Here is a 25,671-nt window from a genome sequence, read left to right on the forward strand (position 1 = left end):
GGCTAGTGGAAAATTGAGACGAATTGAAGCCGCAGACTTTGGGAAAATTTTCCCCTGCCTGCCAATCAGGCGTGCGGCACCGGCCGATTCACAACCTCTTCCAATGCCTTGCGGATATATTCGTTGCCGGCGAGCACGGTGCCGTTCTCGAACATGTCCTGACCACCCTTCATGTCGGACACGAAGCCACCGGCCTCCTTGATCAAGAGAATGCCGGCTGCGATGTCCCAGGCGTTGAGCTGTGCTTCCCAGAAGCCATCGAAGCGACCGGCAGCGACATAGGCGAGATCAAGAGCAGCCGCGCCGATGCGACGTACTCCGGAGACTTCGCCCATGACATGGCGCAACTCGACGAGGAACTTGCCATGCTGGCCCCGGCCGAGATGCGGCATGCCGCAGCCGATGACACAATCGGAGAGCACCTTGCGGGCGCCGACGCGGATGCGGCGGTCATTGAGGAAGGCACCGCCGCCCTTCTCCGCCGTGTAGAGCTCATCGGTCGCCGGATTGAAGACGACGCCGGCGACGATCTCGCCATTGCGCTCAAGCGCGATCGAGACGGCAAACTGCGGAATGCCATGCAGGAAGTTGGTCGTGCCGTCGAGCGGATCGACGATCCAGCGATGCGCGCCGTCGGTGCCCTTGATCTCCTCGCCTTCCTCACCGAGGAAGCCGTAAGTCGGACGCGACTTTAGCAGTTCTTCCCGGACGATCTTCTCGGCCCGGAAATCAGCCTGCGAGACGAAGTCGCCCGGTCCCTTGACCGAGACCTGCAGGTTCTGCACTTCGCCGAAATCTCGCGAAAGCGACTTGCCGGCTTTGAGCGCGGCCTGGACCATGACGTTAAGAAGGGCGGAGCGGGCCATAGATCGAATTCCTTGAAACTGGGAGGCGCCGGAAGGCGGCGACCGGGGCAGCGCGCGATGGCGGCGGCGTTTGGCGGGTTCAAGACCACAAATGCCGCCGGAATTCAAGGGGGATGGCTGAAAGCGCCATGCGGCAGCGTCAGAGCAGACCCGCGCCAAAGGTGACCAGGACCCCCGCGAGCATGGCCGCCAGCGACGCGATGGCGACGCGGAGCGAAAAAGCTGGACTGCCGGCAGCGGCTGCATACAGGATCTTCGCACACATGTTGGCGATAACCGCAATGCCGATCGCCCGGGTGGCGACGTCGCTGGTCAGTTGCGGCACCATGCCGGTGACCGTGACTGTTGCCGCGTCGACATCGGCAAGCGCCGAAAGCGCCGAAACCACATAGAGCCCACCATTCCCGAAGATCTCGGCCGACGCACGCGCCAGGAAGGCGATGACGGTGATCAGCAGTGCCATCTTGATGACTTCACTGAGCTCGAAGGGGTTGGCCGGTGCGGCAACCTCGCTGCCGAGGCCGCCGCGCCGCACGAAGAGCAGGGCAGCAGCAGCCATGACCCCGCCGCCGATCAGCAGGCCCGGCAGCAGCACGCCGGCAATGGCAGGCGCAAGCCCGGCCAGCAAGACTCCGGTCCGCACCAGCGAGACGCCACCGGCCGCAACCGCTCCAGCAGCCGCACTCGCCGCCCCCGTCCCGACACGGCTCTGCCGCGCCATGGCAAGGGTCGTGGCGGTTGAGGAGACGATGCCGCCCACCGCTCCGGCAATGAGATCGCCCTGGCCGCCCCCGATCAGGCGGACAACGACATAGCCGACATAGGAGATCGAGGCGAGCATGATGACCAGCATCATCAGGCTGCGCGGCGAAACCCCGCCGAACGGACCATAGGGGGCAGCCGGAATCAGGGGCAGGAGGACGAAGCTCATGGCGAGCAGAACCACCGCCGAGCGCAGCTCGACCCAGGTGAGCCGCCGGATCGCGCCGTGCAGGAACTCCCGGCTGGCGAGCACAGTCACCATGAAGGCCCCGCCGGCGGAAGCGACCGCCATGTCACCAAGCACCGCGAGCGCGCCAAGGCCGAAGGTCGCGATCGACGCAATGACAGTGGTCGCGCTGAAGGAGCCCTCGGCGCGTGCCTCCATCAGGCCGAAACGGAGCATCACGAGGGCGATCATGATCAGGAAGCTGGCGAGAACAAGGCCTGAAAACCCGCCCGGCATCAGTGCTCCATCAAGGAGGCCGGCGAGCCCGCCGGTCATGCCGATCAGCGTAAAGGTACGGATCCCGGCAATCCGAGCCCCTTCCGGCTCGTCTCGTTCGCGCCAGTGGCGCTCAACCCCGACGGCGGCACCGATCGCCACCGCAAGCCCGAGACGTTGAAATATGTCGATGAGATCCATGACCGCCGCCCTCCCCCGAAGCGGCAGAGCCGGGCTTTGTCAGGTTCGCCGGAACCGGTTGGCGAGATCGATGGCCTGTTTCTGCTGTTCTTCGTTCAGGCCGAGATAGAAGTCTTCAAGCGCCGGATCCGTAAGCCCCGCGCGGCGAGAGAGAACATACCACTTGGCCGCTTCGACCGGATTGGGCGCGGTACCAAGCGCGTTGATATAGAGATGCGCGATCCGGTTCTGCGCCACCACGTTGCCGCGCTTGGCCGCGATGCTCAGCCACCGATAGCCGGCCTCGTAGTCGCGCGGGCCGTTATAACCGTTGACCAGCCACAGTCCGATGTCCAGCTGGGCGGTGTCGAAGCCCGCACGCGCCGCCCGCGTCATCCATTCCCGCGCCCGCGCCTTCTTCTCTTCCGGCACGTCCTTCAACGCCGAATAGACCTGCGCCAGCGCATATTGCGCATCGGCGATCCCCTGCTCGGCCGCCTTCTCGTAGTAGGGCATGGCCATCGTCAGACCGCGCACACCGGGATTGTCGGAAACGAGGATCTGCGCCCAGTTGAACTGCGCCGACCCATTGCCGGCGTCCGCCGCGCGGCGCATGTACTCGTCGGCCTTCGCCTTGTCCTGCGGGACGTCACGCCCCTCCATCATCAGCAAGGCATATTTGAACATGGCCGAGGGATCTCCGCCCTGGGCCGCCTGGCCGTACCAGAAGGCCGCGCCCTTCAGGTCACGCTTGACCCCGAGGCCACGCGACATGACCTCGGCCAGCAGCGTCTGCGCCGCCGGATCACCCAGTTGCGCGCGCGGCAGGGCCTTGTCGACGGCAGTCAGGAAGAGGCCGCGCTGGAAGGCACCATAGGCCTCGTCCGGCTCGCCCTCAAAGGGCTTCTCCGGCGGCAGCTCCGGCAAGGGCGTCCCCATGCGCAGATAGATGTTGATGCCCTGGAGTTCGTCGGACCGGTCACCCTTGCTCGGCTTGCCTCCCTTGGTCACGGGAGGAGTGGAATCGAGGTCACCACGATCGAGCCTGTTGGCATCACCGGTGGTGCTGCTTTCGCGCGCGCCGCGCTCGATCTCCGTTGCAGCCGACGGATCCGCCGGGATGATCGCGGGAGCCTCGCCGATGGCGAGCCCATCCTCACCGTCCTGAGCAACGGCCGGCATCGCTGCCGCAAGGCAGGACACGGCAAGCGCGGCGAGAATCAGACGATGAGGTGACGGGTTCAAACGCATATGGCGGTTCAAGCCCCAAACCGTGGCGCTTTTTCGTCAAGCTCCGCATTCACCCGTGTCACAATGGCAGCAGCCTGCGCTGGATCGGCAAACACGGCCTTGCCGAGCGCCACGAATTCCACGCCGCCTTCAGCGACGACGAGCGCCGAGGCAGGGTCCGCCCCACCCATGACAATGGCGGGGATCTCGATCATCGCCGACCACCATTCGCCAAGCGCGATGTTCTTCGAATGCGCCTCCAGTTTGATATCCCCGTCAAGCTTGCCGAAGAAGATGTAATCCGGCTGGATTTCCCCGATTTCGAGTGCATGGTGCCGGTCCATGGCATTGCCGCCGCCGACGATCAGCTTCGGCGTGTGCTTCTCGACGGCCTCGGCAAGTGCCGCGGCATTGCCCGAGATATGCAGGCCATCCGCCTTGACGCGGCCGGCGACGCGGCTGTTGTCGACGACGAGGGCAGCAGCACCCGCTTCCTGGATCACGGGAACGAGCATTTCGGCATGCTTCTGGAAAACGGAGTCATCCGCATCGTATTGCGGGATGATCACCGAGGCGACATCCCCGCCGCGCAGAGCATTGCGCAGCACTTCGGCGCACTCGGCGGGATCGGCGATCTCGGGAACGATGAGGACGAGGCGGCAGCGGTCTTCGGTCATGCGCGATGTTTCCGTGTGCGGGACGGGTCCGTATCTCGCGGATTTCGTCCTCGTTTTCTCTGGGTAAATCCGATAGACCGCTCTTCCGAAAGGATCAACCGCGCAATGCTGACAGACCTGAACTTCTATGCCGTCGCCATTCCCGCGGTTGCGCTTGTCGGCCTTTCCAAAGGCGGCCTTGGTGGCGCATTTGCTCTGATCGGCGTGCCGCTGCTGGCCATCGCCGTACCGCCCATGCAGGCCGCTGCGATCTTCCTGCCAATCCTCCTGGTCATGGATGCCGTTGCCCTCTGGGCATGGCGCCGCCACAACAACCGACCGACGCTTCTGGCCATGCTGCCGGGCGCCGTGATCGGCATCGGCCTCGGCTGGGCAACCTCGACCTATGTCTCCGCCGACGCCATGCGTCTTGTGCTGGGCGGCATATCGATTGTCTTTGCCTTGCGTTACGTCCTCGAAAGCTGGGCCGCCAGCAAGGGGCAGGAAACGGCACCGGCCGCGGAACGCCCCGTCGCCGGGTCCTTCTGGGGATCGCTTGCGGGTTATGCAAGTTTTGTCGCCCATGCCGGTGGTCCACCTTTTCAGATCTATGTCCTGCCTCTGAAGCTCGACCCGCTCACCTATACCGGCACCTCGACCCGCTTCTTCGCCATCCTGAATGCGATCAAAGTAATTCCCTATTTCGCCCTTGGCGAACTGGATGCGACCAACCTCAGCCTGTCCGGTGCCCTGTTGCCGGTGGCGCTCCTGTCGACGATTGCCGGGGCACGCCTCGTCCACTTTCTCAAGCCACAGATCTTCTATCCTCTGATGTATGGCATGGTTCTGATTGCGGGCAGCAAACTGCTGTGGGATGGAAGCCGCGGGCTGCTGGGCATCTGACCTCCGCTTCGCCCTGGCAGAACCCCTTGTTGCGCCGCACATCCGCGCTTGCCGCTGAAGTGCCTTTGACATAACCTTGGCCGCATGACGAACGCAGACCCGTTCATGGCGATCGCAGACCCGAACCGACGGCACCTCCTCGAGGATCTCCGTCGGGGCGAAAAGACCGTCAATGAACTGGCGGGCCAGCTGCCGATCAGCCGCCCTGCCGTCTCGCAACACCTCAAAGCCCTGCTTGACAGCGGTCTCGTCGACGTCCGCTCGGAAGGCACCCGCCGCATCTACTTCATCAATCGCCCGGGCTTCGACCGGATGAACATGTGGCTCGACCAGTTCTGGTCCTGATACCAAGCCTCCAGCAATCTTCCCTTTCCGACAAAACAAAGGCCCCGAAGTCGACTGAACTCCGGGGCCGAGAGTATTGCTGGCTGCTTCATGAATACATCGGGATCGGTCTTTGGGTCCGCCAGATCCCGGCGCAGCCGGAAGGGGGGTGTATCAGTGGCGTGTGGATGCCCTCAGGCGTTCCATTTCATCCTTGAGACGCAGTTTGAGGCGTTTCAGCTCGGCAATGTGCCGATCATCGACGGAGGGAGATGCAAGTGCATCATGGAGCTTTTCCTCGAGTGCTCCATGCTTCTTCTGCAGCGATTCAAGATGAGCCTGTATGGTCATTTGATGCGTCCTTCCTTATCGCCTACCTCCAGCCCTCATCCGCTGGAGTTTCAGGCTTTACGAAGATAATGTGACACGAGAAATGCGGTTTGTCGAAGGCGAACTGGTGTCGAAAGACCATCAAAAACGAAGACAGGGATAACTTCCCGTTACCGGTATTTGGTGATAGGAGCTTGCGCGAATCTTCCGGGCATCCTTAAAGGATGGGCCACACGGCGATAATGGGGAATATGCATGGCCGATCAGGAACAGGCTGACGTCAGGCTCTCGCTGGCACGGCTTCGCCAGGAGCATGAGGATTATGATGCCGCGATCAATGCCATGATCACCACCGGCTGCGATGCCCTCCGAATCCAGCGGATGAAGAAGAAAAAGCTGTCCATCAAGGACAAGATCACGGCCCTCGAGGACCAGATCATCCCCGACATCATCGCGTGACGCAGAAGGATCCGAGATGACCGCTGAGTGCCCGCCCGTCGCCATCATCATGGGTAGCCAGTCCGACTGGGAGACCATGAAGAACGCCGCAGACACGCTCGACGCACTCGGCGTCTCCTATGAAGCCCGGATCGTTTCGGCACATCGCACACCCGATCGCATGTATGCTTTTGCCAAAGGCGCCCGCGACGAGGGCTTCAAAGTGGTGATCGCAGGTGCCGGCGGTGCAGCGCACCTGCCCGGCATGGTCGCTTCGCTCACCACCCTTCCCGTCTTTGGCGTCCCCGTTCAGTCGAAATCGATGTCCGGTCTCGACAGCCTCTACTCCATCGTCCAGATGCCGGCCGGCATCCCGGTCGGCACGCTCGCCATCGGCCGTGCCGGTGCAGTCAACGCCGCCCTGCTTGCAGCCCGCGTGCTTGCCGTCTACGACGACGAGCTGGCTGACAACCTCGACGAATGGGTCGCGCGCCAGACGGCATCCGTCGCCGAATATCCCGTGGACGAGGCCCCATGACCATCCGCACCATCGGCATCATCGGTGGCGGCCAGCTCGGCCGCATGCTGGCCATGTCTGCCGCCCGCCTGAACTTCCGCACGGTGATTCTTGAGCCGCAGGCCGACAGCCCAGCCGCCCAGGTGGCAAACCAGCAGATCACGGCCGCCTATGACGACCCGGCTGCACTTGCAGAACTCGCCCGCCTCTGCGACGTCGTCACCTACGAATTCGAAAACGTGCCGGTGACCGCTGCCGAGACGCTGGCCGCAAGCGTACCCGTCTATCCGCCGCCGAAGGCACTTGAAGTTGCCCAGGACCGCGTGACGGAAAAGCGCTTCCTCAACGCATCAGGCATCGAGACTGCCCGCTTCCACGCCGTCGACAGCCAGGCCGATCTCGAAGCAGCGCTCGCCAACTTCGACGGTGAAGGTGTGCTGAAGACCCGCCGCCTCGGTTACGACGGCAAGGGCCAGAAGGTCTATCGCAAGGGTGAAGCCGCCGACGGCGGGTATGAAGCCCTGGGCGCCGTCCCGTTGATTCTCGAAAGCTTCGTGCCCTTCGTCCGCGAGATCTCGATCATCGCAGCCCGCAGCACCGATGGCGAAGTCCGCTGCTACGACCCGACCGAGAACGTTCATCGGGGCGGCATCCTGCATACCTCGACCCAGCCCGCCGCCATTGCCCCAGAAACGGCGGCAGCGGCCCGCGAGGCGGCGACCAAGCTGCTCGACGGCCTCGCCTATGTCGGCGTGGTCGGCATGGAGTTCTTCGTGCTGGAGGACGGGAGCCTGATCGCCAACGAGATCGCGCCACGTGTCCACAATTCCGGCCACTGGACGGAGGCCGCCTGCATCGTCTCGCAGTTCGAGCAGCACATCCGCGCGGTCGCCTCTCTGCCGCTCGGCGACACCGTACGTCACTCCGATTGCGTGATGACGAATCTGATCGGCGACGACGTCGATTCTGTCCCGGCCTGGCTCTCAAAGCCCAACGTGCTCGTCCATCTCTATGGCAAGACGGAAGCCAGACCCGGCCGCAAGATGGGCCATGTCACCGAAATCCTGCCGTTTCGCGACTGATTTTCCCGGTTTTTTAGCCTGATCTGTCCCGCATTTTCCGCCGGGCATGTTGACATCAAGGCCTCCCTCGGGCTAATTGCCGCCAACTCTTCAGGGGCGCGCCCAGCGGCGCGCTTTTGATTGTTTGAACACAGTGGGTGAATGACACATTCCCCGACAATCGTTGTGGACCAGAAAAATGAAGATCAAGAACTCGCTGAAAGCGCTTAAGGCCCGTCATCGCGACAACCGTCTGGTTCGCCGCAAGGGCCGTATCTACATCATCAACAAGCAGAACCCGCGCTTCAAGGCTCGCCAGGGCTGATGCCCCGGGATCTCAGGATCCCATGAGCCGCACGGACTGCCCGCCGCATCTGCGGCGTGTTGATATCGGAAATTTGAGTTTGAAAGACGGCGCTGAGGGACTACATTCCCTGTATGTGCCGTTTTTCTTTGCGACTCGCCCTCAGCCAGCTGCTCGTTCCCGCCCTGCTCACCGCAGGTACCGTTTCCGCGCAGGCACCCGAAGAACAGGGCGGAAGCCAGGCGACGCAAGCCCCCGTCGAACAGATCCCGCTGAAGCCACCGGCCAAGCCAAAAACGGTCGATGAGCTGCTGGCCGAACTGAAGCGCGAGCGCAATCCGCAAGCCGCCCGCCAGATAGCAAACTCGGCGATGGCGACCTGGAGCGAATCTCCGAGCCCGACCATCAATCTGCTGATGCAGTGGTCGGCCAAAGCCGCAGCCGAAAAGCGCAACGCCGCAGCCCTGGATTTCATCGACCGCGCGATCATCCTGAAACCGGATTTCGTCGGCGCCTGGAACCAGCGGGCCACGCTGCATTTCAGCATGGGCAATTACAAGAAGTCCGTCTCCGACATCGAAAAGGTGTTGGAACTGGAGCCGCGCCATTTCGGCGCCATTGCCGGCCTTGCCGGCATCCTCACCGAACGCGGCAGCAAGGATGCGGCACTGAAAGCCTGGCAACGCTATCTCGACGTCTTCCCCGCCGACCGCGAGGCCCAGGAGATTGTCGCCAAGCTCTCAGAAGAACTGGCTGGCCAGCGGACTTAAGGCAGGCGCAACGAAAGGCTCAGGCGACGACCTTTGCCACGAGATCCGGATGCGCGCCGATCACCCGCACATAGGCAACCGCAAAATCGGGAGGCGTCGCCCGCGCCTGCTCCCAATCCCTGAGCGTGCCGACCGGCACACAAAAGCGAGACGCAAACTCGGTCTGGGACAGACCGAGTGCCGTGCGCGTGCGGCGGATCAATCGAGACCTCTGGGCACGGTCGAGCGCCTCCGCGGAGACGTCAAAATCCTCGCTATCGGTTGGATCAGCCGGTATTACGATAGGCACGCTCTTCTCCTTGATTGCTTCTCCGGACAGAGATGAATCGCGGCTGCTCACCACGCCACACAAAGACCCCTGTGAACAGCTTCTGCTCCACGAGACCGATGACCTTGAACCTTTCCTCACCGTCGCCTTCGCGTATGGAGGGGACAATGAGATGACCAATATCGTCGAAGATCCGGAATCCAAAAGCGAGCGAAACACCGTGCTTCGCCCTGTTGATTTGGTCCTTCTCGGGATCGAACCGATCAGCCATGTCCGACTATACGGAAATCCAGTACACAGCGCAAGCCACGGCTTGAGATCAGGATGCGGGCCTTGCCTGTCACCTTGACGAAAGGCAGTGCAGCACGATCTTGTGGCTGTGTCCCCTTGCCGGAAGTATGCTCCTTGTTTCTCGCCACCCGTATCGGTCTCGCCTTGCTTATCTTCTTCCTTGTCCTCATCGCCGTGCTGGCAGCGCTCGCCATTGCCACGCAAATCCGTGCCCGTGCCATCACGGCTCAGACACCGAATATCGGCGAACTGACCGATGTCGGCGGCTACAGCCTGAACGCCCTCCACGTTCCCGCAGGACCGGAGGCCGACCTGCCACCGATCGTCTTCATCCATGGCGCCTCGGGCAATCTGCGGGACCAGGCAGGCGCCTTCCTGGAGCCGCTGCGGGGCCGGGCGGAACTCCTCTTCGTCGACCGACCCGGACACGGCTATTCGGAGCGTGGCGGCCCGGAGAATGACACACCCGACGGGCAGGCCAATGCCATCGCAAAACTGATGGAGAAGAAAGGGATCGAGCGGGCGATCATTGTCGGCCATTCCTTCGGCGGCGCGATCACGGCCAGCTTCGGCGTGCTGCATCCGGATAAGGTCGAGGGCCTGATCTTCCTCGCCGCCGCCACCCATCCCTGGCCGGGCGGTGTGGACTGGTATTACCACCTCGCATCCGCACCCGTGATCGGCCCGATCTTCTGCCATACGCTGGCCCTGCATGCCGGTATGATGCGCATCGAGGCGGCAACGGACCATGTCTTCGCGCCCAACCCGCGCCCTGCAGATTACATTGAGCATACCGGCCCGACGCTGGTGCTGCGCCCCGCGACCTTCCGCTCCAACGCAAAGGATGTCGCCGGTCTACACGCCTATGTCACTGGCTTCTCGCCGCGCTACCGCGAGATTGAAAAGCCGACCGTGGTGATCACCGGCGATAGCGACGAGATCGTGCTGGAGGAGATCCATTCGAAGGGTCTGGCCCGCGACATCAATGGCTCCGATCTTGTCTGGATCAAGGGTCTCGGACACAAGCCGGATTACATCGTCACTGACATCGCCATTGCCGCCCTGGAGAAGATTGCAGGCCGGGATCGCGACCTGCAGGCCATGGCGCGGGCTGCGGAGCAGCTATTCCTGATGGAGGGTACGAAGCAATGACGATCATCAACCTCACGCACGCCTATACCGACGGTGAGATGACATTCATCGGAAGGCTGATTTACGACGATGCCATGCCGTTCCCACGAGCCGGGGTTATCGTTGCGCCTGCTTTTGGCGGCCTAGGCCCACTCGAAGTGGAAAGGGCGATCGATCTCGCAAAGCTTGGCTATGTCGCATTGGCTGTCGACTACTACGGCAATGGCCTCAGAGCCCACTCGGAAGATGAAGCGTTCCAGCTCATGAATGTTCTGAACAACGACCGTCCACGCCTCGCAGCGCGGATGAACATCGCATTGTCAGAGTTGAAATCCCTGCCGCAGGTAGACCCCAGTCGGACTGCAGCGATGGGATACTGCTTCGGAGGCAAGGCCGTACTCGACCTCGCAAGGAGCGGAGCAGATTTCCGCGCTGCAATCTCATTCCACGGTGTCTATGATAAGTCAGGAAACATGCACACCCCGATCGTACCGTCCGTATTGATCCTGCACGGCTGGGAAGACCCGCTGGCACGTCCCTTAGAATTCACAGAGCTCGGGGCAGAACTGAATGCTCTCTGCGATGACTGGCAAGCACTCTGCTTCGGGAAGACAGGCCACGCGTTTACAAACCCGAATGCCCAGTCCCCGGACACCGGCATGGCGTTCAATGAACGCTCTTCATTCCGCGCCTGGCGCGCGCTGGTTGCATTTCTGGATGAACGTATCCGATAACCAAAAAGGGGGCCGCAGCCCCCTAATCGTTTGACGTGGAAATCGACGATCCTCAGATCCCCGTCTGGCCGTCCGAGCCGATATAGGCGATGCGCAGCATATTGGTCGAGCCGGGCGTGCCAAGCGGCACACCAGCCGACATGATGATGCGGTCGCCGGGCTTGCCGAAGCCTTCTTCGACGACGATGCGGCAGGCGCGGTTGACCATGTCGTCGAGGTCGGTCGGCTCCGAGGAGACGACGCAGTGCAGGCCCCAGACGACCGACAGACGACGTGCGGTCTGGATAACCGGCGAGAGCGCAATGATCGGCACTTCCGGGCGTTCGCGCGAGGCGCGCAGGCCGGTATTGCCCGAAGACGTGTAACAGACGATCGCCTGCAGGCGCAGCGTCTCGGCGATCTGGCGGGCAGCCAGCGAGATCGCGTCGGCACCTGTCGCTTCCGGCTGGGCGCGCTGGGCGTAGATGATGCCGGGGTAATGCGGCTCGCGCTCGACGGTCTCGGCAATCGAGGCCATGGTGGCAACGGCTTCGACCGGATACTGGCCGGATGCCGACTCGGCCGAGAGCATGATGGCATCGGCGCCTTCGAAGACGGCGGTCGCAACGTCGGAGACTTCCGCGCGGGTCGGAACCGGTGCGGTGATCATCGATTCCAGCATCTGGGTCGCAACGACGACCGGCTTGCCCTCGCGACGGCAGGCGCGGATCAGCTGCTTCTGGATGCCGGGCACGCGCTCGAGCGGCATTTCCACGCCAAGGTCACCACGGGCGACCATCAACGCGTCGGACAGCGCAATGATTTCGTCGATGCACTCGATGGCCTGCGGCTTTTCGATCTTCGACATGATGCCGACACGACCCTTGGCGATCTTGCGGACTTCCGACAGGTCTTCCGGGCGCTGGATGAAGGACAGCGCCACCCAGTCGACATCATTGACCGCAAGTACGGCGTCCAGATCGGCGCGGTCCTTGTCGGTCAGCACGCCGGTGGCGAGAATGGTGTCGGGAAGGCTCACGCCCTTGCGGTCGGAGATCTTGGTGCCCGACACAACGGTCGTCACGATGCTCTTGCCGTCGCATTTTTCGGCCCTGAGATGCAGCTTGCCATCGTCGATCAGCAGGCGATCGCCGGGCTTCACCGATTCCAGGATTTCCGGATGCGGAAGATAGACGCGGGTCGCGTCTCCGGGGGCTTCGTTGTCGTCGAGGGTAAAGGTCTGGCCGGCCTTCAGCTCGACGCTGGTCTCGGCAAACTTGCCGACACGCAGCTTCGGACCCTGCAGGTCGGCGAGGATGCCGATCGGACGGCCACAAGCGGCCTCGACGTTGCGAATGCGTTGAACCAGCGTGCGCATCAGGTCATGGCTGGCATGGCTCATGTTGATACGGAAAAGATCAGCCCCGGCTTCGTGGAGCTTGCGGATCATCGCCTCGTCGGAAGAGGCGGGACCAAGCGTGGCGAGGATCTTTACTTTGCGGTTTCGCTTCATCAGTTCTGGCTTTCCTGGGTGCCCGACGTATCGGACAGCTGGACCATCCAGCTCCCCTGCCTGCCGGTGTCGTATTCCTTGAATCCCATCTGCTGATAACCGCGCGCGAAGCAGTCCTTCACGCCGACGATCTTGAACTCGTTTTCGGCGACACACATGTTGATGTCACCGGTCCATCGACCACCGCGAGCGGCATCCTCAGCATAGAGATAATAATAGCGCGATTGGAGCTCGCCCTCGATCAGCGTGGCACAGGTGCCGGCGGGAACCTGCCACCAGCCTTCCGTGATCCAGCCCTCTTCCGCCCGGTAACCGACGGCCACACCGACGAGGTTCTGCGTTCCGTTGCAGACGCGAAACTCGGCATGGGCGGCATCGGCGGCCAGCATGGGCGAAAACAGCGCACCCGCGATCAGGAGGGGCTTCAGAAAACGTGCCTTGGCACGGTCAAAAGTCTGTCTGATCGGATGATGCACGATTGCCGCCGGAACTCCAGATATGCGCATGGGATGCCTTCTTGCGATGCTGACCAGAGAATGTCAACGCAACTCTAATCGATTATATTTTCTGCCTTTGGCCAGTCTCAAAACCTATATGTCCGATCTTGGCACAAACGTGACAGCCATGAAAGCTTGCGCTCCCCCATTCCCCATGCGATCAAGCGCTTGTAGCAGCTGATGGCTTCAAACTGATGAATGTTTCCCCCGTTTTCGAGATTTTGGAAGGCCGGTTCGACGCCGGCCTCGTGCTCCTTGCCGACCATGCGACGAACATCGTTCCCGAGCCCTACGGGCGTCTAGGCCTGCCCGAAAGCGCCTTTGATCGCCACATCGCCTATGACATCGGCATAGAACCCCTGACACGGCAGCTATCGGCCCGCCTGGGTATCCCTGCAGTGATGTCGCGCTTTTCCCGCCTGCTGATCGATCCGAATCGCGGCGAGGACGATCCGACCATCATCATGCGCATCTCCGACGGCGCGATCATTCCCGGCAATCATCCGATCAGCGGCCAAGAATGGCAGCACCGGATCGAAACCTATCACCGCCCCTATCACAGGGCGGTGTCCGAGGCGATCGCCAAGGTCGCCGAAGCCTCCGGCAAGGCGCCGCTCGTGCTATCGCTCCATTCCTATACGCCGGCCTGGAAGGGTGTGCCCCGCCCGTGGCATGCCGCCGTCCTTTGGGATACCGATGAGCGGGCCGTACGGCCGCTGATCAATGACCTTGAGGCCGCTGGCGACGTTCTAGTCGGCGACAACGAGCCCTATGACGGAGCGCTCAAGGGCGACACCATGTATCGCCACTGCATGATGACAGGCATCCCGCATGCGCTGCTGGAGGTCCGGCAGGACCTGATCGGCGACGAGTCCGGCGTCACCGCATGGGCAGATCGCCTGGCACCGATCTTCGAACGCCTCAATGCCGACCCGAAGCTGCACGAGTATGAGATCCATGCCTCGCGCACCGGCCCCTACCCTACCCAGCAAATCGCGCCCTGAAGGAGGACAGCATGACGCTCCCCACCAAGGATCAGCAGACCGAACTCGAATCCGCCGCCTTCCGTCGGCTCGTCTCCCATCTGCGCAACCGCCCCGAGGTGCAGAACATCGATCTGATGAACCTCGCCGGCTTCTGCCGCAACTGCCTGTCCAACTGGTATCTGGATGCGGCGAAGGACAAAGGGCTCGACCTCACCAAGGACGAGAGCCGCGAGATCGTCTACGGCATGCCCTATGAAGAGTGGAAGGCGCTGCACCAGCGCGAGGCAAGCACCGACCAGCAGCAGGCTTTCGAGAAGAACCGCCCGAAGGAATGACCACGTCCCCGAGCTTTGGGGCTTGACGCGGACGCCGCTTCGCGGCACGTGATCGCCACGAAAACCCACCTCAAGAATGCCATCCCTGCAATGAAGGAGATTGCCCATGTCTGATGCCGCTCACGGCGTCGCCCGCGACCAGCTCCGTGCCTTTGTCGAACGCATCGAGCGCCTGGAAGAAGAAAAGAAGACCATCGCCGACGACATCAAGGATGTCTACGGCGAAGCCAAGTCCATGGGCTTCGACACCAAGATCCTCAAGAAGGTCATCGCACTTCGCAAGAAGGACGATCAGGAGCGGATGGAAGAGGACTTGATCCTTGACACCTACCTGCACGCGCTCGGCATGATCGAGAGCCCGCCGGAAGGCTGAGCCACAGAACCGATGCCAACAAAAAACCCGCCGATCCGGCGGGTTTTCTTTTGTCTGCAATCTGCATCAGTTCGATTTTACGGAGCGCCGAAGCGGCTCGGATCAACAGTGGTCGCATCCAGGCGGAAGCCATCCGGAACCGCCGTGGCGGGTGCCACCAGCGAGCGCGACACGACGCGTGGAGCCTTGACCGGCTTGGCCACGGATTCAAACTTGCCCTGATTCAGCGCCCACTGCTCGATCATGCCCTTGGTGAGCTTGGTGCCGCCATACATGGCCATGTGCGCGCGTTCGGCGTCTTCCTGGCCCGGGCGCCCGCCCTTCTTCGGCAGAGCCGCATCGGCACCTGCAATCGGATCGGTCGGCGCATCAAACATGTCGCCGAACTGGGTTGTCGGTTCGACGTCTTGTCCCTGAGGGATCGAAGCAACCTCGACAGGCTTCTGGGCCGGCGCCGGAGTGGCCACGAGACCGGCCTGAACCGGCGCACTCGACGGTATCGGGGCCGCCATCTCAGGCACGGTGCCGTCCTCGAGCGCCGCAGCGGCTTCTGGAGACAGGATCGCCTGTTCGACTTCATCCACTTCGGCCTCTGCCTCGGCTTCTGCAGTCGCAAGCAGGGCTTCAGCCACCTGCGGCCGGGCAGCAGGCACAGGCACGGTCATGCCGTCTGCAAGCACCATGGAACCCGCATTGGGATCGATCGACGCTGTCATCACACCCGCTTCGGCAGCACCCGGCTCTGGTCGGACGCCGAGCAAGGTCGGGACGGGCACGTTGACTGCGGCAAGATCGGTAAATTCATCCGAAGGGGCGGATGCCGGTGTGGGCACTCCGCTTGCGACCTCCCGGAGAGCATCTTCGGCCGCATTGCGCGGCGGCTGGTAGAGGGCAGCCGCGAGACTGTTGTCTGCCGGACGCAAGGAGGGTCGCGCAGCCGGAACCGGTGCATCTGCGGCATCCACACCCGGCAGCGCAGTGGCCACCATGACGGGTTCGGAAGCGGTCACGATCGGCTGCTCTGGCGGCGCGGCGGGGGCCTGCGGCTGCGAGGCGATGGCCGGACGCTCCGCCGGGGCGGGAATGTCTTCCACTTCGTCCTCGTCCCCACCACCAAACAGCATGGCAAGGAAATTGCGGGGACGCGCAGACGACTTCTCTTCCGCGATCATAACCGTATTACCGGATGCCACGCGACGCTTGTACTCGGTGAGCGCCTGCTGGTAGCCCGGCAAGGGCTTTCCATCGGCCGGAATATGCACGGTCTTGCCGTCGGGAAAGAGACGCACGAGATCCTGACGGTTCATGCGCGGCCAGGCGCGTACGCCGGCGACGTCCATATGCACGAAGGGCGAACCGGAATTCGGGTAATACCCGACACCACCGGCCTGCATCTTCACGCCGATTTCGCGCAGCGTCTTGAGCGGCACGCCCGGAATGTAGAAGTCCATCGCCGTGCCGCGCATGTGCTGGCTTTCCTTGGCAACCCCCTTGGAGCGCGAGCGCAGCATGGAATTGGTGGCGGGAGACCGATAGGCCGAGACGACCTTGATGTAACCCTTGGCGCGGGACTGACGGTAGACTTCCCACACGAGATCGAAGAGGCGCGGGTCCATCTTCGTCGGCTCGTTGCGGCGCCAGTCACGGAGAATATAGTTGAGCTGTTTCAGACCCTTGGGGTCATAGCGGCCATTGCGTTTGAAGGTGATCGAGGCCCGCTCGCCGGTATGTACGAATTCGATGTTGAGCGAGCGCGTCTCGGCCTTGGCCATGCCTGGATTTGCAAGAAGACCACCAAGGCCCATCAGCATCACGGCAAACAGCGAGAACAGCAGCTTCCCTGCCAACTGCGCAGACGCAAGCCGGGTTTTGCGCCCGCTTTGCGTATGGAGCGCGCTGATGTCCTGCGATGCCTGCAATGAAATCCCCGTCCGAAAGACTACGTCCCACGCCAACCGAAATGAACGTCAAATGCGGTCATACCATGGCAAATTTGCCACATCCGCACAAGCTGTTCGTTTATGGTGAACGCTTGCCTAACAAATGCTTAGCCCCTTGGTAGGCGATTAAGCTTACCCCAGAGTTAACATCGAACGGTTGAGGCAAATCAAGCGGCATCCTTCTGCGGATCGTCGGGATCGATTCCGTAATCCTTGAGCTTGCGATAGAGCGTTGAGCGCCCGATGCCCAGCTTTCGCGCCACCTGGCTCATCTGGCCCCGGTAGAATTTCAGGGCAAAGCGGATCAGTTCCTCCTCGATTTCGGCAAGCTTGCGCACATTGCCGGCCTCATCAGTGCTGACAATGACATTGCCGGATGCCGACGCACCAAATCCTGTGGAGGAAGACGAATGGCCGCCCCCGATCCCGGCGGCACGTTCCGCGAGGGCCGCCTGAACCTTGGCGATCGGGCTCTGCTCATGGATGGCCGGTTGCAGCTCATAGCCGGAAGACCCGCCACGGGACGCATTCACCTGCGCGGCAATCTGCGGAAAATCGCTCTCCCTGAGGTTAAGCCCCTCGGCCAGGACGACAGCCCGGAAGATGGCGTTTTCCAGCTGCCGCGTATTGCCCGGCCAGTCGAAGGAGGTGAGCAAGGCCATCGCCGAGGATTCGACCTGCAGCGTTCTCGGCAGCCGCTGTTCGAGCGAAAAGCGCTCGACAAAGGCCCGGATCAGATGCGGAATGTCCTCCTTGCGGCGGCGAAGAGCCGGAATCGTGATCGGAAAGACGTTGACCCGGTAATAAAGATCCTCACGGAAGCGGCCCGCCTTGACCTCTTCGATCAGATCCTTGTTGGTCGCGAGGATCAGGCGGACATTGGTCTTCAGCGAACGCTGCTGACCACTGCGGGAGATCTCCCCGCTCTGCACGATTTCGAGCAGTCGCATCTGCCCGACCGGAGGCAACTCGCTGATTTCCTCGATGAAAAGCGTTCCGCCTTCGGCCTCCGACAGCTTGCCGGTGGCGGCATCACTGCCAAACAGCACCTCATCGATCTGCCCTGGGGAAATCGTGTTGCAGTTGACCGGTACGAACGGGCGGGACGAACGGTCGCTCGCGGCATGGATGGCCCGGGCAACGAGTTCCTTGCCGACCCCGGCCTCGCCTTCAAGCATGACGGGGATCGCAGACTGCGCGGCACGCCGCCCGAGTTCGACCACACGGGACATTGCCGCGCTGGCGGCGATCACATCGGCAAAGCTCACGGAGCCGCTGCGGGCCCGACGCGGTGTCCGCCCCTGGAGGCTGGTGCGATGAATCTTGAGAGCTGATTCGATAGCGCCGATCAGCCGCTCTTGCGCGATAGGCTTGACCAGGAAGTCGAAGGCCCCCGCCCGCACCGCGCCGAGCGCTGTCTCGGTCGCTCCTTCGGCTGTCCCGACAATCACCGGCACGGAAGGGTTGATGTCGGCCAGTATGGGAATGAGGGTCGGGTTCAGACCTTCTGCGGATGCGGCATCGATCAAAACCACCCCGATCGCATCGCGATAACGGCGGAAAACTTCGATCCCGGCATGCGCCGTGTCGGCGACATGAACGGCGTGGCCGTGCGCTTCTATGGCAGCCTTCATGCTGCGACGCTCGGCGGCATCTTCATCGATGAGTAGAATCTGTGCGGTCAACTTGCGCTCCCCGAGGCTGTTCTGGCGCCTTCGCGCTCCTGGGCTATCGCGAGGAGCCTGCCAGAAAGCCCTGAAGATGTTCTTGGGAGAAAGCCTCGCATTTTAACGGTCCTTAACCGTTTATGGCACAATCAACCGGCGCCGCTTCCGGAGCCAACCCGGCAAGGTCGCATCGTGCTGGCACACCCGGCTGCTTGCCGATCCGCAGGCGACTGACTACATCTCCGGAACGAGTTGAAGAAAGGACATCGCCATGACGATCGACCGCCGCCCCACCCTGAGCCCCGCCCACCCGGCTTCCGCCAGCGGAAATCAGAACCTCGGCGACCTGCCCGTCTGGAAGCTGGACGATCTCTATCCGGGTCAGACCTCGAGCGAATTCCTCGGTGCCGTGCAAAAGGCGGGATCCGACGCCCTTGCCTTCGAGACCAAATGGAAGGGCAAGCTTTCGATCGCGCTCGAAACCGTCGGCGAAAACTCGCTGGCCCAGGCCCTGCGCGAAATGGATGCGCTCGAAGACCTGCTTGGTCGCATCGCCTCCTATGCCGGCCTGACCTATTATTCCGACATGACCAATCCGGCGAACGGCAAGTTCTTCGGCGACATACAGGCGAAGCTGACGGATATGTCGGCCCGCCTGCTGTTCTTCCCTCTGGAACTGAACCGCCTGTCCAACGATGCCGTCGACGCAGCGATGGACCGTGATCCGGCACTCGCCCATTTCCGCCCCTGGATCGTCGACCTGCGCAAGGACAAGCCCTTCCAGCTCGACGACCGGATCGAGCAGCTTTTCCTTGAGAAGTCCCAGACCGGTGCTGCCGCCTTCAACCGCCTTTTCGACGAAACGCTCGCTTCGCTGCGCTTCAAGATCGGCGACGAGGAGATGCCGCTTGAGCCGACACTGACGATGCTGCAGGACGCCGATCCGGCCAAGCGCAAACTGGCGGCCGAAGCCCTGTCGAAGACCTTCAAGGACAATATCCGCGTCTTCACCCTGGTGACCAACACGCTCGCCAAGGACAAGGATATCTCCGACCGCTGGCGCGGCTTTGAGGACATCGCCGATAGCCGCCACCTGGCCAACCGCGTCGAACGCGAAGTCGTCGACGCACTGGCCGAAGCCGTACGCGAGGCCTATCCGCGCCTGTCGCATCGCTATTACAAGATGAAGGCGAAGTGGCTCGGCATGGACCAGATGAACTTCTGGGACCGCAACGCCCCGCTGGCCGAGACGCCTGACCGCCTCATCTCCTGGGACGAGGCCAAGGACATGGTTCTCTCGGCCTATGGCGGTTTTGCCCCCGAGATGGCCGAGATCGCCGGGCGCTTCTTCGACGGCGGCTGGATCGACGCCCCTGCCCGCCCCGGCAAGGCGCCGGGCGCATTCGCCCATCCGACCGTGCCGTCCGCTCACCCCTATGTGCTCGTCAACTATCTCGGCAAGCCGCGCGATGTCATGACGCTGGCCCATGAGCTGGGCCACGGCGTTCACCAGGTACTGGCCGGCGGCCAGGGTGCGATGATGTGCCAGACACCTTTGACCCTTGCCGAAACCGCCTCCGTCTTCGGCGAGATGCTGACCTTCCGCGCGCTCCTCGACAAGACGACCGACAGCAAAGAACGCAAGGCCATGCTCGCCCAGAAGGTCGAGGACATGATCAACACGGTCGTGCGCCAGATCGCCTTCTACCAGTTCGAACGCAAGATCCACACGGCCCGCAAGGAAGGCGAACTGACGGCCGAGAAGATCGGCGAACTCTGGCTCTCGGTGCAGGAAGAGAGCCTCGGGCCGGCGATCAAGATCTCGGAAGGCTACGAGACCTGGTGGGCCTATATCCCCCACTTCATCCACTCGCCCTTCTATGTCTATGCCTATGCCTTCGGCGATTGCCTGGTGAACTCACTCTATGCCGTCTACCAGAACGCCGATCAGGGCTTCCAGGACAAGTATTTCGAGCTCCTGAAGGCCGGCGGCACCAAGCACCATTCGGAGCTTCTCGCTCCGTTCGGGCTGGATGCGACCGATCCGTCGTTCTGGGCCAAGGGCCTGTCGATGATCGAGGGGCTGATCGACGAATTGGAAGCGCTAGATAAGGCAGCCTGAACCGGAGCCGCCGTTATCCCATGCGTGACCACGCGCCCTATGCGCTCTTCCGCGACGACCGCGCGGGGACGAGCCTTGTCTTTGCCGAACCGGAGACGCTCGTCGTCGCCCGGACGGCGGACGAGGTTGAGCCTGCGCTTGCAAAGCTGGAAGAGCACCGGAAGGCCGGAAAATGGCTTGCGGGTTACCTCTCTTATGAAGCGGGGTATGTGTTCGAGCCGAAGCTTCGCCCCCTGATCGAAGAGGGTCGCGAGACGCCGCTGATCTCAATGGGTGTCTTCGCCGCCCCCGCATTAGCCGAACACCCGCTGGCCGAGGCGCCCTCGAACATCCCGAACGCCCCCTTGCTCACCGATCCCAGAGCGGGCTGGGATTTCGACACCTACCGCACCCGCTTCGATCGCCTGCATCATCACCTGCGCAAGGGCGACTGCTATCAGGCGAACCTGACCATGCCGGTCGAAGCCCGCTGGGAAGGCGACCCGCGTGCCGCCTTCTGGTCGCTCGTTGGGCGCCAGCCGGTGCATTACGGAGCACTGATCGATTTCGGCGATCCTGTCATCCTGTCCCGCTCGCCGGAACTCTTCTTCTCCGTCGACAAGGACGGCTGGATCGAGACGCGCCCGATGAAGGGCACGGCGGCCCGCGGCGCTTCACCGGAAGAAGACGAGGCGATCATCGCCGCCATGCTCGACGACGAAAAGACACAAGCCGAAAACCGTATGATCGTCGACCTCCTGCGCAACGATGTCTCTGTCATCAGCGAGGTCGGCACATTGTCCGTCCCCAAGCTCTTTGCCATCGAGACCTATCCGACAGTCCACCAGATGGTGAGCTATATCAGGGCAAAACTCTCGCCCGGCATCGGCCTGGCCGAGATCATGGCAGCCCTTTTCCCCTGCGGCTCCGTGACGGGCGCGCCAAAAATGTGGGCGATGCGCATCCTGCATGAACTGGAAGCCGGTCCGCGCGATATCTATTGCGGTGCGATCGGCTGGTGCGATCCAGCCGGCCCGATGCGATTTTCGGTTGCGATCCGTACGATCTCCCTTTTCAACGGAGGCCGCGCCGTCTTCAATGTCGGCGGCGGCATCGTCTTCGATTCGAAGGCGGAAGCCGAATACGAGGAATGCCTGTTGAAGGCGCGCTTTGCCGTGGGAGACGAATGGATTTCTCGCTGATCGAGACTTTGCGGTGGCAGCCGGACGCAGGCTTTCTGCGGCTCGACCAGCACTTGCGTCGCCTCTCCCGCTCGGCCGATGCGCTCGGCTTTCGCCAGCCGCAGGATGCGAAGGGCAAGCTCGAGAAGGAAGTCTCCGGCGGCACACCGTTGCGCGTGCGCCTGGTGATGACCTATCGCGGCAAGATGGAGGTGACTGTCACCCCTTTCGAACCCGTGCCGGAGGAGAAGGTCTGGCGCCTGAAAATTGCCAAGACGCGCCTGCAATCCGAAGACAGCCTTTTCCGTCACAAGACAACCCGACGCGAACCCTATGAGACCGCCCGCGCCGAATTCCCAAATGATGAAGCGGACGAGGTGATCCTGCTGAACGAACGCGGCGAAGTCTGCGAAGGCACAATCACCAACATCTTCGCCGAGACCGCCGACGGCATGCTGCTCACCCCGCCGCTCACCAGCGGCCTCCTGCCGGGCGTCTTGCGCGCCGAACTGATCCGCGAGCGCAAGGCGCGCGGCGAAGTGCTGAAACTCGACGACCTGCGCCACCGCAAGCTCTTTGTCGGCAACTCCCTGCGCGGGCTGATCCCCGCCGAACTGGTGGACTGAAACATGACGCTGACGATGGCAACTGCGCCAGGTGCCGAAAAATCCTTCGGAAGGTATGGCTGGCAGCTCGCCGTACTCGGGATTGCGCTGACCTTGGCGTTTATGATGCCGGCGCTGATCAATCGCTTCCCACTCGTGATGGAAGACTCGATCGGCTATTCGGGTCAGGGCGTCGGCTGGATCAGATCAAAGGTGCCACCGATCCTGATTTATCCACTGTACCGGGTGATGGGCTATTGGGCGCTGCCTCTGTTCAATGCGATCGTCAATGCGGCGGCTTGGCTTGTGCTGATCTACGGTTTCCGCATACGGAAGGCCTGGCTGGTATTGCCATTTGCCGTGGCGGCACTGCAGCCGATATACACCAGCGCAGTGCTCGTTGACGCATGGTTCTTTCCGGCGATAGTCTTCCTCGTCTTCTCGGTGAAATGGTCCAGCCCCTTCCTCGGGCTGGCTGCCGGACTGCTCCTGGCGGGTCATGGCAGCGGCCTGCCATTGGCAATCACGTTCATCCTGATTGCAGCCTTCCTGTTTGGCCTGAAATCCATCCGTATGACATTATTGGCCATCGTCATGATGGTCAGTGCCAATGCGTTTGTGAACAGCAAGTATTTTCCTGACACGCCTCCGATGAGCAAAACATTCCTGGCAGCACGGCTGTTTTCGGTGCATCCGGAGTTGTTGCGGCGTGAATGCGAACGCTCCGGCAACGAAGTCCTGTGCGAAGCGGCAGTTTTGGTAGAGGATTTGAAACAAGACCCGGAGACGGCAGGCCGTCGGGACTATTTCTGGGATCTGGCCCGGATTCTCAGGGAGCGTTTTGACCTCAGGGACTTCGAGCGCAACCATGCAAAGGCCATCATACTCGACGGCCTGACCTACCGACCGTTCTTGACTGCACTTGTGGTCGTGCAGGACTTTTTCAGTTTCTTCGGCCCCGGCACGAAGCTGGACTTCAACGCTGTACTGAGCGAGCCCATGCCGCCCGCCTATGACGGCTCGCTACAGGCAAAGGGTCTCTGGCAAGACGATCAGACGCGCACTCTGCTGACAGGATTGAGGTTCGTCTTCTATGTGGCATGCATCGTAGCCGTCGCCGTGGGCTGGCGCAGCTCAACCATCGACATGCGCAAATGGTTCTTCGTCATCGTCCTGATGTGTCTCGCCAACGACGCGCTCTTCGCCTTACTTTCGGGCCCGCCAGATCGCTACCATCACCGGATACTCCCCTTGTATGCGGCCGCAGCTTGCATTCTGTGGCTATCAGCAAGAAGTGCCAGTGTCCCCGCTGAGCAGAAAAGCTAGCTACATGTTCATTCTCTCCCTCACCTATGTGAAGCCCACCGAAGAAGCCGATCGTCTGATGCAGCCGCATATGGACTGGGTGAATGCTGGCTATGACAGCGGCCTGTTCCTTGCGTCCGGCCGCAAGAACCCACGCACCGGTGGAGTGATCCTCGCCCGGGGCGATCGAGCCGAGATCGAGGCTTATGTCGCAGCCGACCCCTTCGCGGCAGGGGGTGTTGCCGTGTATGAAGTGACGGAAGTGGCTGTGACGCGAACGTCGGTTGGGCTGGAAGGGTTGAAGGGATAAAACCTAGTCATTGAAAGCAGCCTGAAATACGCATATATTTGCGCACTGGAACAGAGATGGAGAAGGACTCTCGCAAAATCATCCAGCGGCTCCGGTCCGAAGGGTATGAGCTCGTCTCGGTGTCCGGCTCCCATCACAAATTTCGAAAAGACGACAAAACGATCATTGTGCCGCATCCGAAAAAGGACCTTCCATTGGGCACGGCACGGGCGATTGCCAAACAGGCTGGCTGGATCTGAAAAGCAAAAGTGAGCGGCAAATGCGATACTATGTGGCTTTGGTGCATAAGGATCCGGACAGCGCCTACGGGATCAGTTTCCCTGATTTGCCATCCGTTTTTTCGGCGGCGGACAGCGACGAAGATCTGGTCATCAATGCAATCGAGGCCTTAAGGCTTTGGGCGGAGGATGAGGAGCTTCCAGCAGCCTCCCCTCATCAGGACATCGTGGAGCGCCCCGACGTTCGCGACGAACTGGCTGCGGGCGCCTTTCTGATCCGCGTCCCGCTGATCGAGGACGATACACGGACTGTCCGGGCAAACATTACGATGGAAGCCGGAACCTTGGCGGCAATCGACCAGGCGGCAAAACAGCGTGGCCTGACGCGCTCTGCTTTTCTGGCAAGCTGTGCGCGCAAAGAGATCGAGCGTTCGGCCTGACCAATGGGCGGTACTTTGACCAATCTCACCCACACCCCCTATGCCGGCCCAACACACCCCTTCACCATCGGCCTCTCGACCCTCGATCCAAACCGCTGGATCGAACCGGACAGCGATCTGACCCGCTATCTCGCCGAGAAGCGGGACCTAGCCGCGACCCGCCTCCCCGAGATCTTCCGCGCGACAGACGACAGCCTTGTAGCTCAGCAGGAATGCCTGACCGAACTTGTCTCGCATCTAGAGACCCATCATCAGGAGCTTTACCACCGCGACGGCAACCTGATCCATGTCGCCGGCCATACCCTCGACCTTTCCGACGAAACGCTCCCCCCGCTTCTGCGCGCCGGAATGCTCGTGCAGGACGACCTCGTGATCATGATGAGGCGCGAAGCGGGCTGGTACATCGCAGCGGCCCATCTCTCCTTCCCCTCTTCCTGGTTGTTGGCCGAAAAGTTCGATCGGCCAATGGAGGAAGTCCACGAGCATGTGCCGGGCTTCGAAGGCGGCACGCGCAATGCCGCGATGATCAATCGCATCTTCGACCATCTGGCGCCCGGCCTGCCGGCCGAACGCTTCAACTGGTCGATCAATTGGAGAGAGAAGCTCTTTCATCCCGAGACAGGCCGCAACGACACCGCTGAACCGGACGAGGCCGTCGTGCGGGTCGAGCGGCAGACCTTGACGAAACTCCCGGAGACCAGCGCGATCGTCTTCACCATCCGCATCTATCTCGACCCCGTCACCCTGTTCGAAAAACATGCGGATGGCAGGCGCCTGGCCCTGGCACTCGCCGGCCAATTGGAGGCTCTGAGCGAGCCCCAGCTGCGCTACAAGGGCCTCGACCGACAGCGATCAAGGCTCGTGGCACGGCTGCGGCAAGATGCGACGTCCGAAAATCGCAGCTAGCAGCCTTCTGCCCTCGGCACCCACTCTTTATTGTGTCAGAGTTTTGTGATCTAGAACCGCCAGTATCGCTCCGGCCGTAACAAACAGGCCGGAAACATGGCCCGGGCG

31 protein-coding genes are annotated in these 25,671 nt (G+C 62.0%); 20 read left to right on the forward strand and 11 right to left on the reverse strand.

From position 1 onward, the window contains the following. Positions 1–65: 65 nt before the first annotated feature. The 4 genes from J2045_RS00295 to J2045_RS00310 form a co-directional block, all read right to left on the reverse strand. The gene (locus J2045_RS00295) at positions 66–866 is read right to left on the reverse strand and encodes an inositol monophosphatase family protein (RefSeq protein WP_166600949.1); all 801 of its coding nucleotides are present in this window, start codon (positions 864–866) and stop codon (positions 66–68) included. 139 nt (positions 867–1,005) lie between these two features. Next, positions 1,006–2,271 (reverse strand): MgtC/SapB family protein, encoded by a 1,266-nt coding sequence (locus J2045_RS00300; protein WP_307367798.1) that lies wholly within the window; start codon positions 2,269–2,271, stop codon positions 1,006–1,008. A gap of 39 nt (positions 2,272–2,310) precedes the next feature. Next, the gene (locus tag J2045_RS00305; RefSeq protein WP_307367799.1) at positions 2,311–3,501 is read right to left on the reverse strand and encodes a tetratricopeptide repeat protein; all 1,191 of its coding nucleotides are present in this window, start codon (positions 3,499–3,501) and stop codon (positions 2,311–2,313) included. An 8-nt stretch (positions 3,502–3,509) separates the two neighbouring features. Then, a complete protein-coding gene (locus J2045_RS00310) occupies positions 3,510–4,157 on the reverse strand; it encodes a thiamine phosphate synthase (protein ID WP_307367801.1) in 648 nt (215 codons plus the stop codon). A gap of 105 nt (positions 4,158–4,262) precedes the next feature. Here J2045_RS00310 and J2045_RS00315 point away from each other — a divergent pair, with 105 nt between their 5' ends. Beyond that, positions 4,263–5,039, forward strand: a complete 777-nt coding sequence (locus tag J2045_RS00315) for a sulfite exporter TauE/SafE family protein (protein ID WP_307367803.1) — start codon at positions 4,263–4,265, stop codon at positions 5,037–5,039. A gap of 84 nt (positions 5,040–5,123) precedes the next feature. Then, positions 5,124–5,384: an ArsR/SmtB family transcription factor gene (locus J2045_RS00320; protein ID WP_166600953.1), complete on the forward strand. Its 261-nt coding sequence runs from the start codon at positions 5,124–5,126 to the stop codon at positions 5,382–5,384. Positions 5,385–5,537: 153 nt separating this feature from the next. Here the strand turns inward: J2045_RS00320 and J2045_RS00325 are convergent, their stop codons facing one another. Beyond that, on the reverse strand, positions 5,538–5,714 hold the full coding sequence (locus J2045_RS00325; RefSeq protein ID WP_166600954.1) for a YdcH family protein: 177 nt from the start codon (positions 5,712–5,714) through the stop codon (positions 5,538–5,540). Positions 5,715–5,948: 234 nt separating this feature from the next. Between J2045_RS00325 and J2045_RS00330 the strand changes: the two genes are divergently transcribed. The 5 genes from J2045_RS00330 (at position 5,949) to J2045_RS00350 (ending at position 8,783) form a co-directional block, all read left to right on the forward strand. Further along, complete coding sequence (locus tag J2045_RS00330; RefSeq protein ID WP_006726870.1) at positions 5,949–6,152, forward strand: YdcH family protein; 204 nt, start codon at positions 5,949–5,951, stop codon at positions 6,150–6,152. A 16-nt stretch (positions 6,153–6,168) separates the two neighbouring features. Beyond that, entirely contained in the window at positions 6,169–6,669 is a 501-nt protein-coding gene (purE, locus tag J2045_RS00335; RefSeq protein ID WP_166600955.1) for a 5-(carboxyamino)imidazole ribonucleotide mutase, read from the forward strand. Next, positions 6,666–7,730, forward strand: coding sequence for a 5-(carboxyamino)imidazole ribonucleotide synthase (locus tag J2045_RS00340; protein WP_307367811.1), 1,065 nt, complete (start codon positions 6,666–6,668; stop codon positions 7,728–7,730). Before purE ends, J2045_RS00340 begins: the two co-directional genes overlap by 4 nt. Before the next feature lie 178 nt (positions 7,731–7,908). Further along, positions 7,909–8,034 (forward strand): type B 50S ribosomal protein L36, encoded by a 126-nt coding sequence (gene ykgO, locus J2045_RS00345; protein WP_006726873.1) that lies wholly within the window; start codon positions 7,909–7,911, stop codon positions 8,032–8,034. 113 nt (positions 8,035–8,147) lie between these two features. Then, positions 8,148–8,783, forward strand: coding sequence for a tetratricopeptide repeat protein (locus tag J2045_RS00350; RefSeq protein WP_307367814.1), 636 nt, complete (start codon positions 8,148–8,150; stop codon positions 8,781–8,783). Positions 8,784–8,802: 19 nt separating this feature from the next. On the opposite strand, the gene J2045_RS00355 is transcribed toward J2045_RS00350, so the two are convergent. Together J2045_RS00355 and J2045_RS00360 are read right to left on the reverse strand one after the other, a co-directional pair. Then, positions 8,803–9,072, reverse strand: a complete 270-nt coding sequence (locus tag J2045_RS00355) for a helix-turn-helix domain-containing protein (RefSeq protein WP_307367817.1) — start codon at positions 9,070–9,072, stop codon at positions 8,803–8,805. Beyond that, the gene (locus tag J2045_RS00360) at positions 9,050–9,322 is read right to left on the reverse strand and encodes a BrnT family toxin (protein WP_307367820.1); all 273 of its coding nucleotides are present in this window, start codon (positions 9,320–9,322) and stop codon (positions 9,050–9,052) included. The genes J2045_RS00355 and J2045_RS00360 overlap by 23 nt, the downstream gene beginning before the upstream one ends. Positions 9,323–9,486: 164 nt before the next feature. Here J2045_RS00360 and J2045_RS00365 point away from each other — a divergent pair, with 164 nt between their 5' ends. Next, positions 9,487–10,494 carry an alpha/beta fold hydrolase gene (locus tag J2045_RS00365; protein ID WP_370872962.1) on the forward strand — a complete coding sequence of 336 codons (1,008 nt, stop codon included), beginning with the start codon at positions 9,487–9,489 and terminating at the stop codon, positions 10,492–10,494. Next, positions 10,491–11,207: a dienelactone hydrolase family protein gene (locus J2045_RS00370; RefSeq protein WP_307367823.1), complete on the forward strand. Its 717-nt coding sequence runs from the start codon at positions 10,491–10,493 to the stop codon at positions 11,205–11,207. The genes J2045_RS00365 and J2045_RS00370 overlap by 4 nt, the downstream gene beginning before the upstream one ends. Positions 11,208–11,259: 52 nt before the next feature. Here the strand turns inward: J2045_RS00370 and pyk are convergent, their stop codons facing one another. Then, the gene (pyk, locus tag J2045_RS00375) at positions 11,260–12,699 is read right to left on the reverse strand and encodes a pyruvate kinase (RefSeq protein WP_166600958.1); all 1,440 of its coding nucleotides are present in this window, start codon (positions 12,697–12,699) and stop codon (positions 11,260–11,262) included. Continuing rightward, positions 12,699–13,088, reverse strand: coding sequence for a DUF1036 domain-containing protein (locus tag J2045_RS00380; protein ID WP_246699848.1), 390 nt, complete (start codon positions 13,086–13,088; stop codon positions 12,699–12,701). The genes pyk and J2045_RS00380 overlap by 1 nt, the downstream gene beginning before the upstream one ends. Before the next feature lie 302 nt (positions 13,089–13,390). On the opposite strand from J2045_RS00380, the gene J2045_RS00385 reads away from it, so the two are divergent. The 3 genes from J2045_RS00385 to J2045_RS00395 all read left to right on the forward strand — a co-directional run bounded on the left by J2045_RS00385 (position 13,391) and on the right by J2045_RS00395 (position 14,890). Beyond that, positions 13,391–14,200, forward strand: coding sequence for an N-formylglutamate amidohydrolase (locus J2045_RS00385; RefSeq protein ID WP_307367827.1), 810 nt, complete (start codon positions 13,391–13,393; stop codon positions 14,198–14,200). An 11-nt stretch (positions 14,201–14,211) separates the two neighbouring features. Next, positions 14,212–14,517: a DUF1244 domain-containing protein gene (locus tag J2045_RS00390; RefSeq protein ID WP_307367830.1), complete on the forward strand. Its 306-nt coding sequence runs from the start codon at positions 14,212–14,214 to the stop codon at positions 14,515–14,517. 106 nt (positions 14,518–14,623) lie between these two features. Then, positions 14,624–14,890: a DUF2312 domain-containing protein gene (locus tag J2045_RS00395; RefSeq protein ID WP_054148241.1), complete on the forward strand. Its 267-nt coding sequence runs from the start codon at positions 14,624–14,626 to the stop codon at positions 14,888–14,890. A gap of 77 nt (positions 14,891–14,967) precedes the next feature. Here J2045_RS00395 and J2045_RS00400 read toward each other — a convergent pair whose 3' ends face one another. Together J2045_RS00400 and J2045_RS00405 are read right to left on the reverse strand one after the other, a co-directional pair. Then, on the reverse strand, positions 14,968–16,809 hold the full coding sequence (locus J2045_RS00400; RefSeq protein ID WP_307367833.1) for a peptidoglycan L,D-endopeptidase MepK: 1,842 nt from the start codon (positions 16,807–16,809) through the stop codon (positions 14,968–14,970). 188 nt (positions 16,810–16,997) lie between these two features. Then, the gene (locus tag J2045_RS00405) at positions 16,998–18,515 is read right to left on the reverse strand and encodes a sigma-54-dependent transcriptional regulator (RefSeq protein WP_307367836.1); all 1,518 of its coding nucleotides are present in this window, start codon (positions 18,513–18,515) and stop codon (positions 16,998–17,000) included. Positions 18,516–18,768: 253 nt separating this feature from the next. Between J2045_RS00405 and J2045_RS00410 the strand changes: the two genes are divergently transcribed. From J2045_RS00410 to J2045_RS00445, 8 genes are read left to right on the forward strand one after another with little or no spacing between them, the layout of a single operon-like run. Then, positions 18,769–20,619: a M3 family oligoendopeptidase gene (locus tag J2045_RS00410; RefSeq protein WP_307367840.1), complete on the forward strand. Its 1,851-nt coding sequence runs from the start codon at positions 18,769–18,771 to the stop codon at positions 20,617–20,619. 20 nt (positions 20,620–20,639) lie between these two features. Beyond that, positions 20,640–21,800 carry an aminodeoxychorismate synthase component I gene (locus J2045_RS00415; RefSeq protein ID WP_307367845.1) on the forward strand — a complete coding sequence of 387 codons (1,161 nt, stop codon included), beginning with the start codon at positions 20,640–20,642 and terminating at the stop codon, positions 21,798–21,800. Further along, a complete protein-coding gene (locus J2045_RS00420; protein WP_307367849.1) occupies positions 21,785–22,405 on the forward strand; it encodes an aminotransferase class IV family protein in 621 nt (206 codons plus the stop codon). Before J2045_RS00415 ends, J2045_RS00420 begins: the two co-directional genes overlap by 16 nt. 3 nt (positions 22,406–22,408) lie before the next feature. After that, a complete protein-coding gene (locus tag J2045_RS00425) occupies positions 22,409–23,710 on the forward strand; it encodes a hypothetical protein (RefSeq protein WP_307367852.1) in 1,302 nt (433 codons plus the stop codon). Positions 23,711–23,714: 4 nt separating this feature from the next. Further along, positions 23,715–23,999, forward strand: coding sequence for a YciI family protein (locus tag J2045_RS00430; RefSeq protein ID WP_307367855.1), 285 nt, complete (start codon positions 23,715–23,717; stop codon positions 23,997–23,999). A 56-nt stretch (positions 24,000–24,055) separates the two neighbouring features. Next, on the forward strand, positions 24,056–24,238 hold the full coding sequence (locus tag J2045_RS00435; RefSeq protein ID WP_307367858.1) for a type II toxin-antitoxin system HicA family toxin: 183 nt from the start codon (positions 24,056–24,058) through the stop codon (positions 24,236–24,238). A 20-nt stretch (positions 24,239–24,258) separates the two neighbouring features. Then, a complete protein-coding gene (locus tag J2045_RS00440; protein ID WP_307367861.1) occupies positions 24,259–24,657 on the forward strand; it encodes a type II toxin-antitoxin system HicB family antitoxin in 399 nt (132 codons plus the stop codon). A gap of 3 nt (positions 24,658–24,660) precedes the next feature. Then, complete coding sequence (locus J2045_RS00445; protein WP_307367865.1) at positions 24,661–25,563, forward strand: heme-dependent oxidative N-demethylase family protein; 903 nt, start codon at positions 24,661–24,663, stop codon at positions 25,561–25,563. Positions 25,564–25,671 lie beyond the last annotated feature (108 nt).

Source organism: Peteryoungia aggregata LMG 23059, from assembly GCF_030814435.1.
GTDB lineage: Bacteria > Pseudomonadota > Alphaproteobacteria > Rhizobiales > Rhizobiaceae > Allorhizobium > Allorhizobium aggregatum.

Coding starts and splice junctions, on each gene's coding strand:
- J2045_RS00295 (WP_166600949.1), bottom strand. CDS start 866: ATGGCCCGCTCCGCCCTTCTTAACGTCATGGTCCAGGCCGCGCTCAAA.
- J2045_RS00300 (WP_307367798.1), bottom strand. CDS start 2,271: ATGGATCTCATCGACATATTTCAACGTCTCGGGCTTGCGGTGGCGATC.
- J2045_RS00305 (WP_307367799.1), bottom strand. CDS start 3,501: ATGCGTTTGAACCCGTCACCTCATCGTCTGATTCTCGCCGCGCTTGCC.
- J2045_RS00310 (WP_307367801.1), bottom strand. CDS start 4,157: ATGACCGAAGACCGCTGCCGCCTCGTCCTCATCGTTCCCGAGATCGCC.
- J2045_RS00315 (WP_307367803.1), top strand. CDS start 4,263: ATGCTGACAGACCTGAACTTCTATGCCGTCGCCATTCCCGCGGTTGCG.
- J2045_RS00320 (WP_166600953.1), top strand. CDS start 5,124: ATGACGAACGCAGACCCGTTCATGGCGATCGCAGACCCGAACCGACGG.
- J2045_RS00325 (WP_166600954.1), bottom strand. CDS start 5,714: ATGACCATACAGGCTCATCTTGAATCGCTGCAGAAGAAGCATGGAGCA.
- J2045_RS00330 (WP_006726870.1), top strand. CDS start 5,949: ATGGCCGATCAGGAACAGGCTGACGTCAGGCTCTCGCTGGCACGGCTT.
- purE (WP_166600955.1), top strand. CDS start 6,169: ATGACCGCTGAGTGCCCGCCCGTCGCCATCATCATGGGTAGCCAGTCC.
- J2045_RS00340 (WP_307367811.1), top strand. CDS start 6,666: ATGACCATCCGCACCATCGGCATCATCGGTGGCGGCCAGCTCGGCCGC.
- ykgO (WP_006726873.1), top strand. CDS start 7,909: ATGAAGATCAAGAACTCGCTGAAAGCGCTTAAGGCCCGTCATCGCGAC.
- J2045_RS00350 (WP_307367814.1), top strand. CDS start 8,148: ATGTGCCGTTTTTCTTTGCGACTCGCCCTCAGCCAGCTGCTCGTTCCC.
- J2045_RS00360 (WP_307367820.1), bottom strand. CDS start 9,322: ATGGCTGATCGGTTCGATCCCGAGAAGGACCAAATCAACAGGGCGAAG.
- J2045_RS00370 (WP_307367823.1), top strand. CDS start 10,491: ATGACGATCATCAACCTCACGCACGCCTATACCGACGGTGAGATGACA.
- pyk (WP_166600958.1), bottom strand. CDS start 12,699: ATGAAGCGAAACCGCAAAGTAAAGATCCTCGCCACGCTTGGTCCCGCC.
- J2045_RS00380 (WP_246699848.1), bottom strand. CDS start 13,088: ATGCTGGCCGCCGATGCCGCCCATGCCGAGTTTCGCGTCTGCAACGGA.
- J2045_RS00385 (WP_307367827.1), top strand. CDS start 13,391: ATGAATGTTTCCCCCGTTTTCGAGATTTTGGAAGGCCGGTTCGACGCC.
- J2045_RS00390 (WP_307367830.1), top strand. CDS start 14,212: ATGACGCTCCCCACCAAGGATCAGCAGACCGAACTCGAATCCGCCGCC.
- J2045_RS00395 (WP_054148241.1), top strand. CDS start 14,624: ATGTCTGATGCCGCTCACGGCGTCGCCCGCGACCAGCTCCGTGCCTTT.
- J2045_RS00410 (WP_307367840.1), top strand. CDS start 18,769: ATGACGATCGACCGCCGCCCCACCCTGAGCCCCGCCCACCCGGCTTCC.
- J2045_RS00415 (WP_307367845.1), top strand. CDS start 20,640: ATGCGTGACCACGCGCCCTATGCGCTCTTCCGCGACGACCGCGCGGGG.
- J2045_RS00420 (WP_307367849.1), top strand. CDS start 21,785: ATGGATTTCTCGCTGATCGAGACTTTGCGGTGGCAGCCGGACGCAGGC.
- J2045_RS00425 (WP_307367852.1), top strand. CDS start 22,409: ATGACGCTGACGATGGCAACTGCGCCAGGTGCCGAAAAATCCTTCGGA.
- J2045_RS00430 (WP_307367855.1), top strand. CDS start 23,715: ATGTTCATTCTCTCCCTCACCTATGTGAAGCCCACCGAAGAAGCCGAT.
- J2045_RS00435 (WP_307367858.1), top strand. CDS start 24,056: ATGGAGAAGGACTCTCGCAAAATCATCCAGCGGCTCCGGTCCGAAGGG.
- J2045_RS00440 (WP_307367861.1), top strand. CDS start 24,259: ATGCGATACTATGTGGCTTTGGTGCATAAGGATCCGGACAGCGCCTAC.
- J2045_RS00445 (WP_307367865.1), top strand. CDS start 24,661: ATGGGCGGTACTTTGACCAATCTCACCCACACCCCCTATGCCGGCCCA.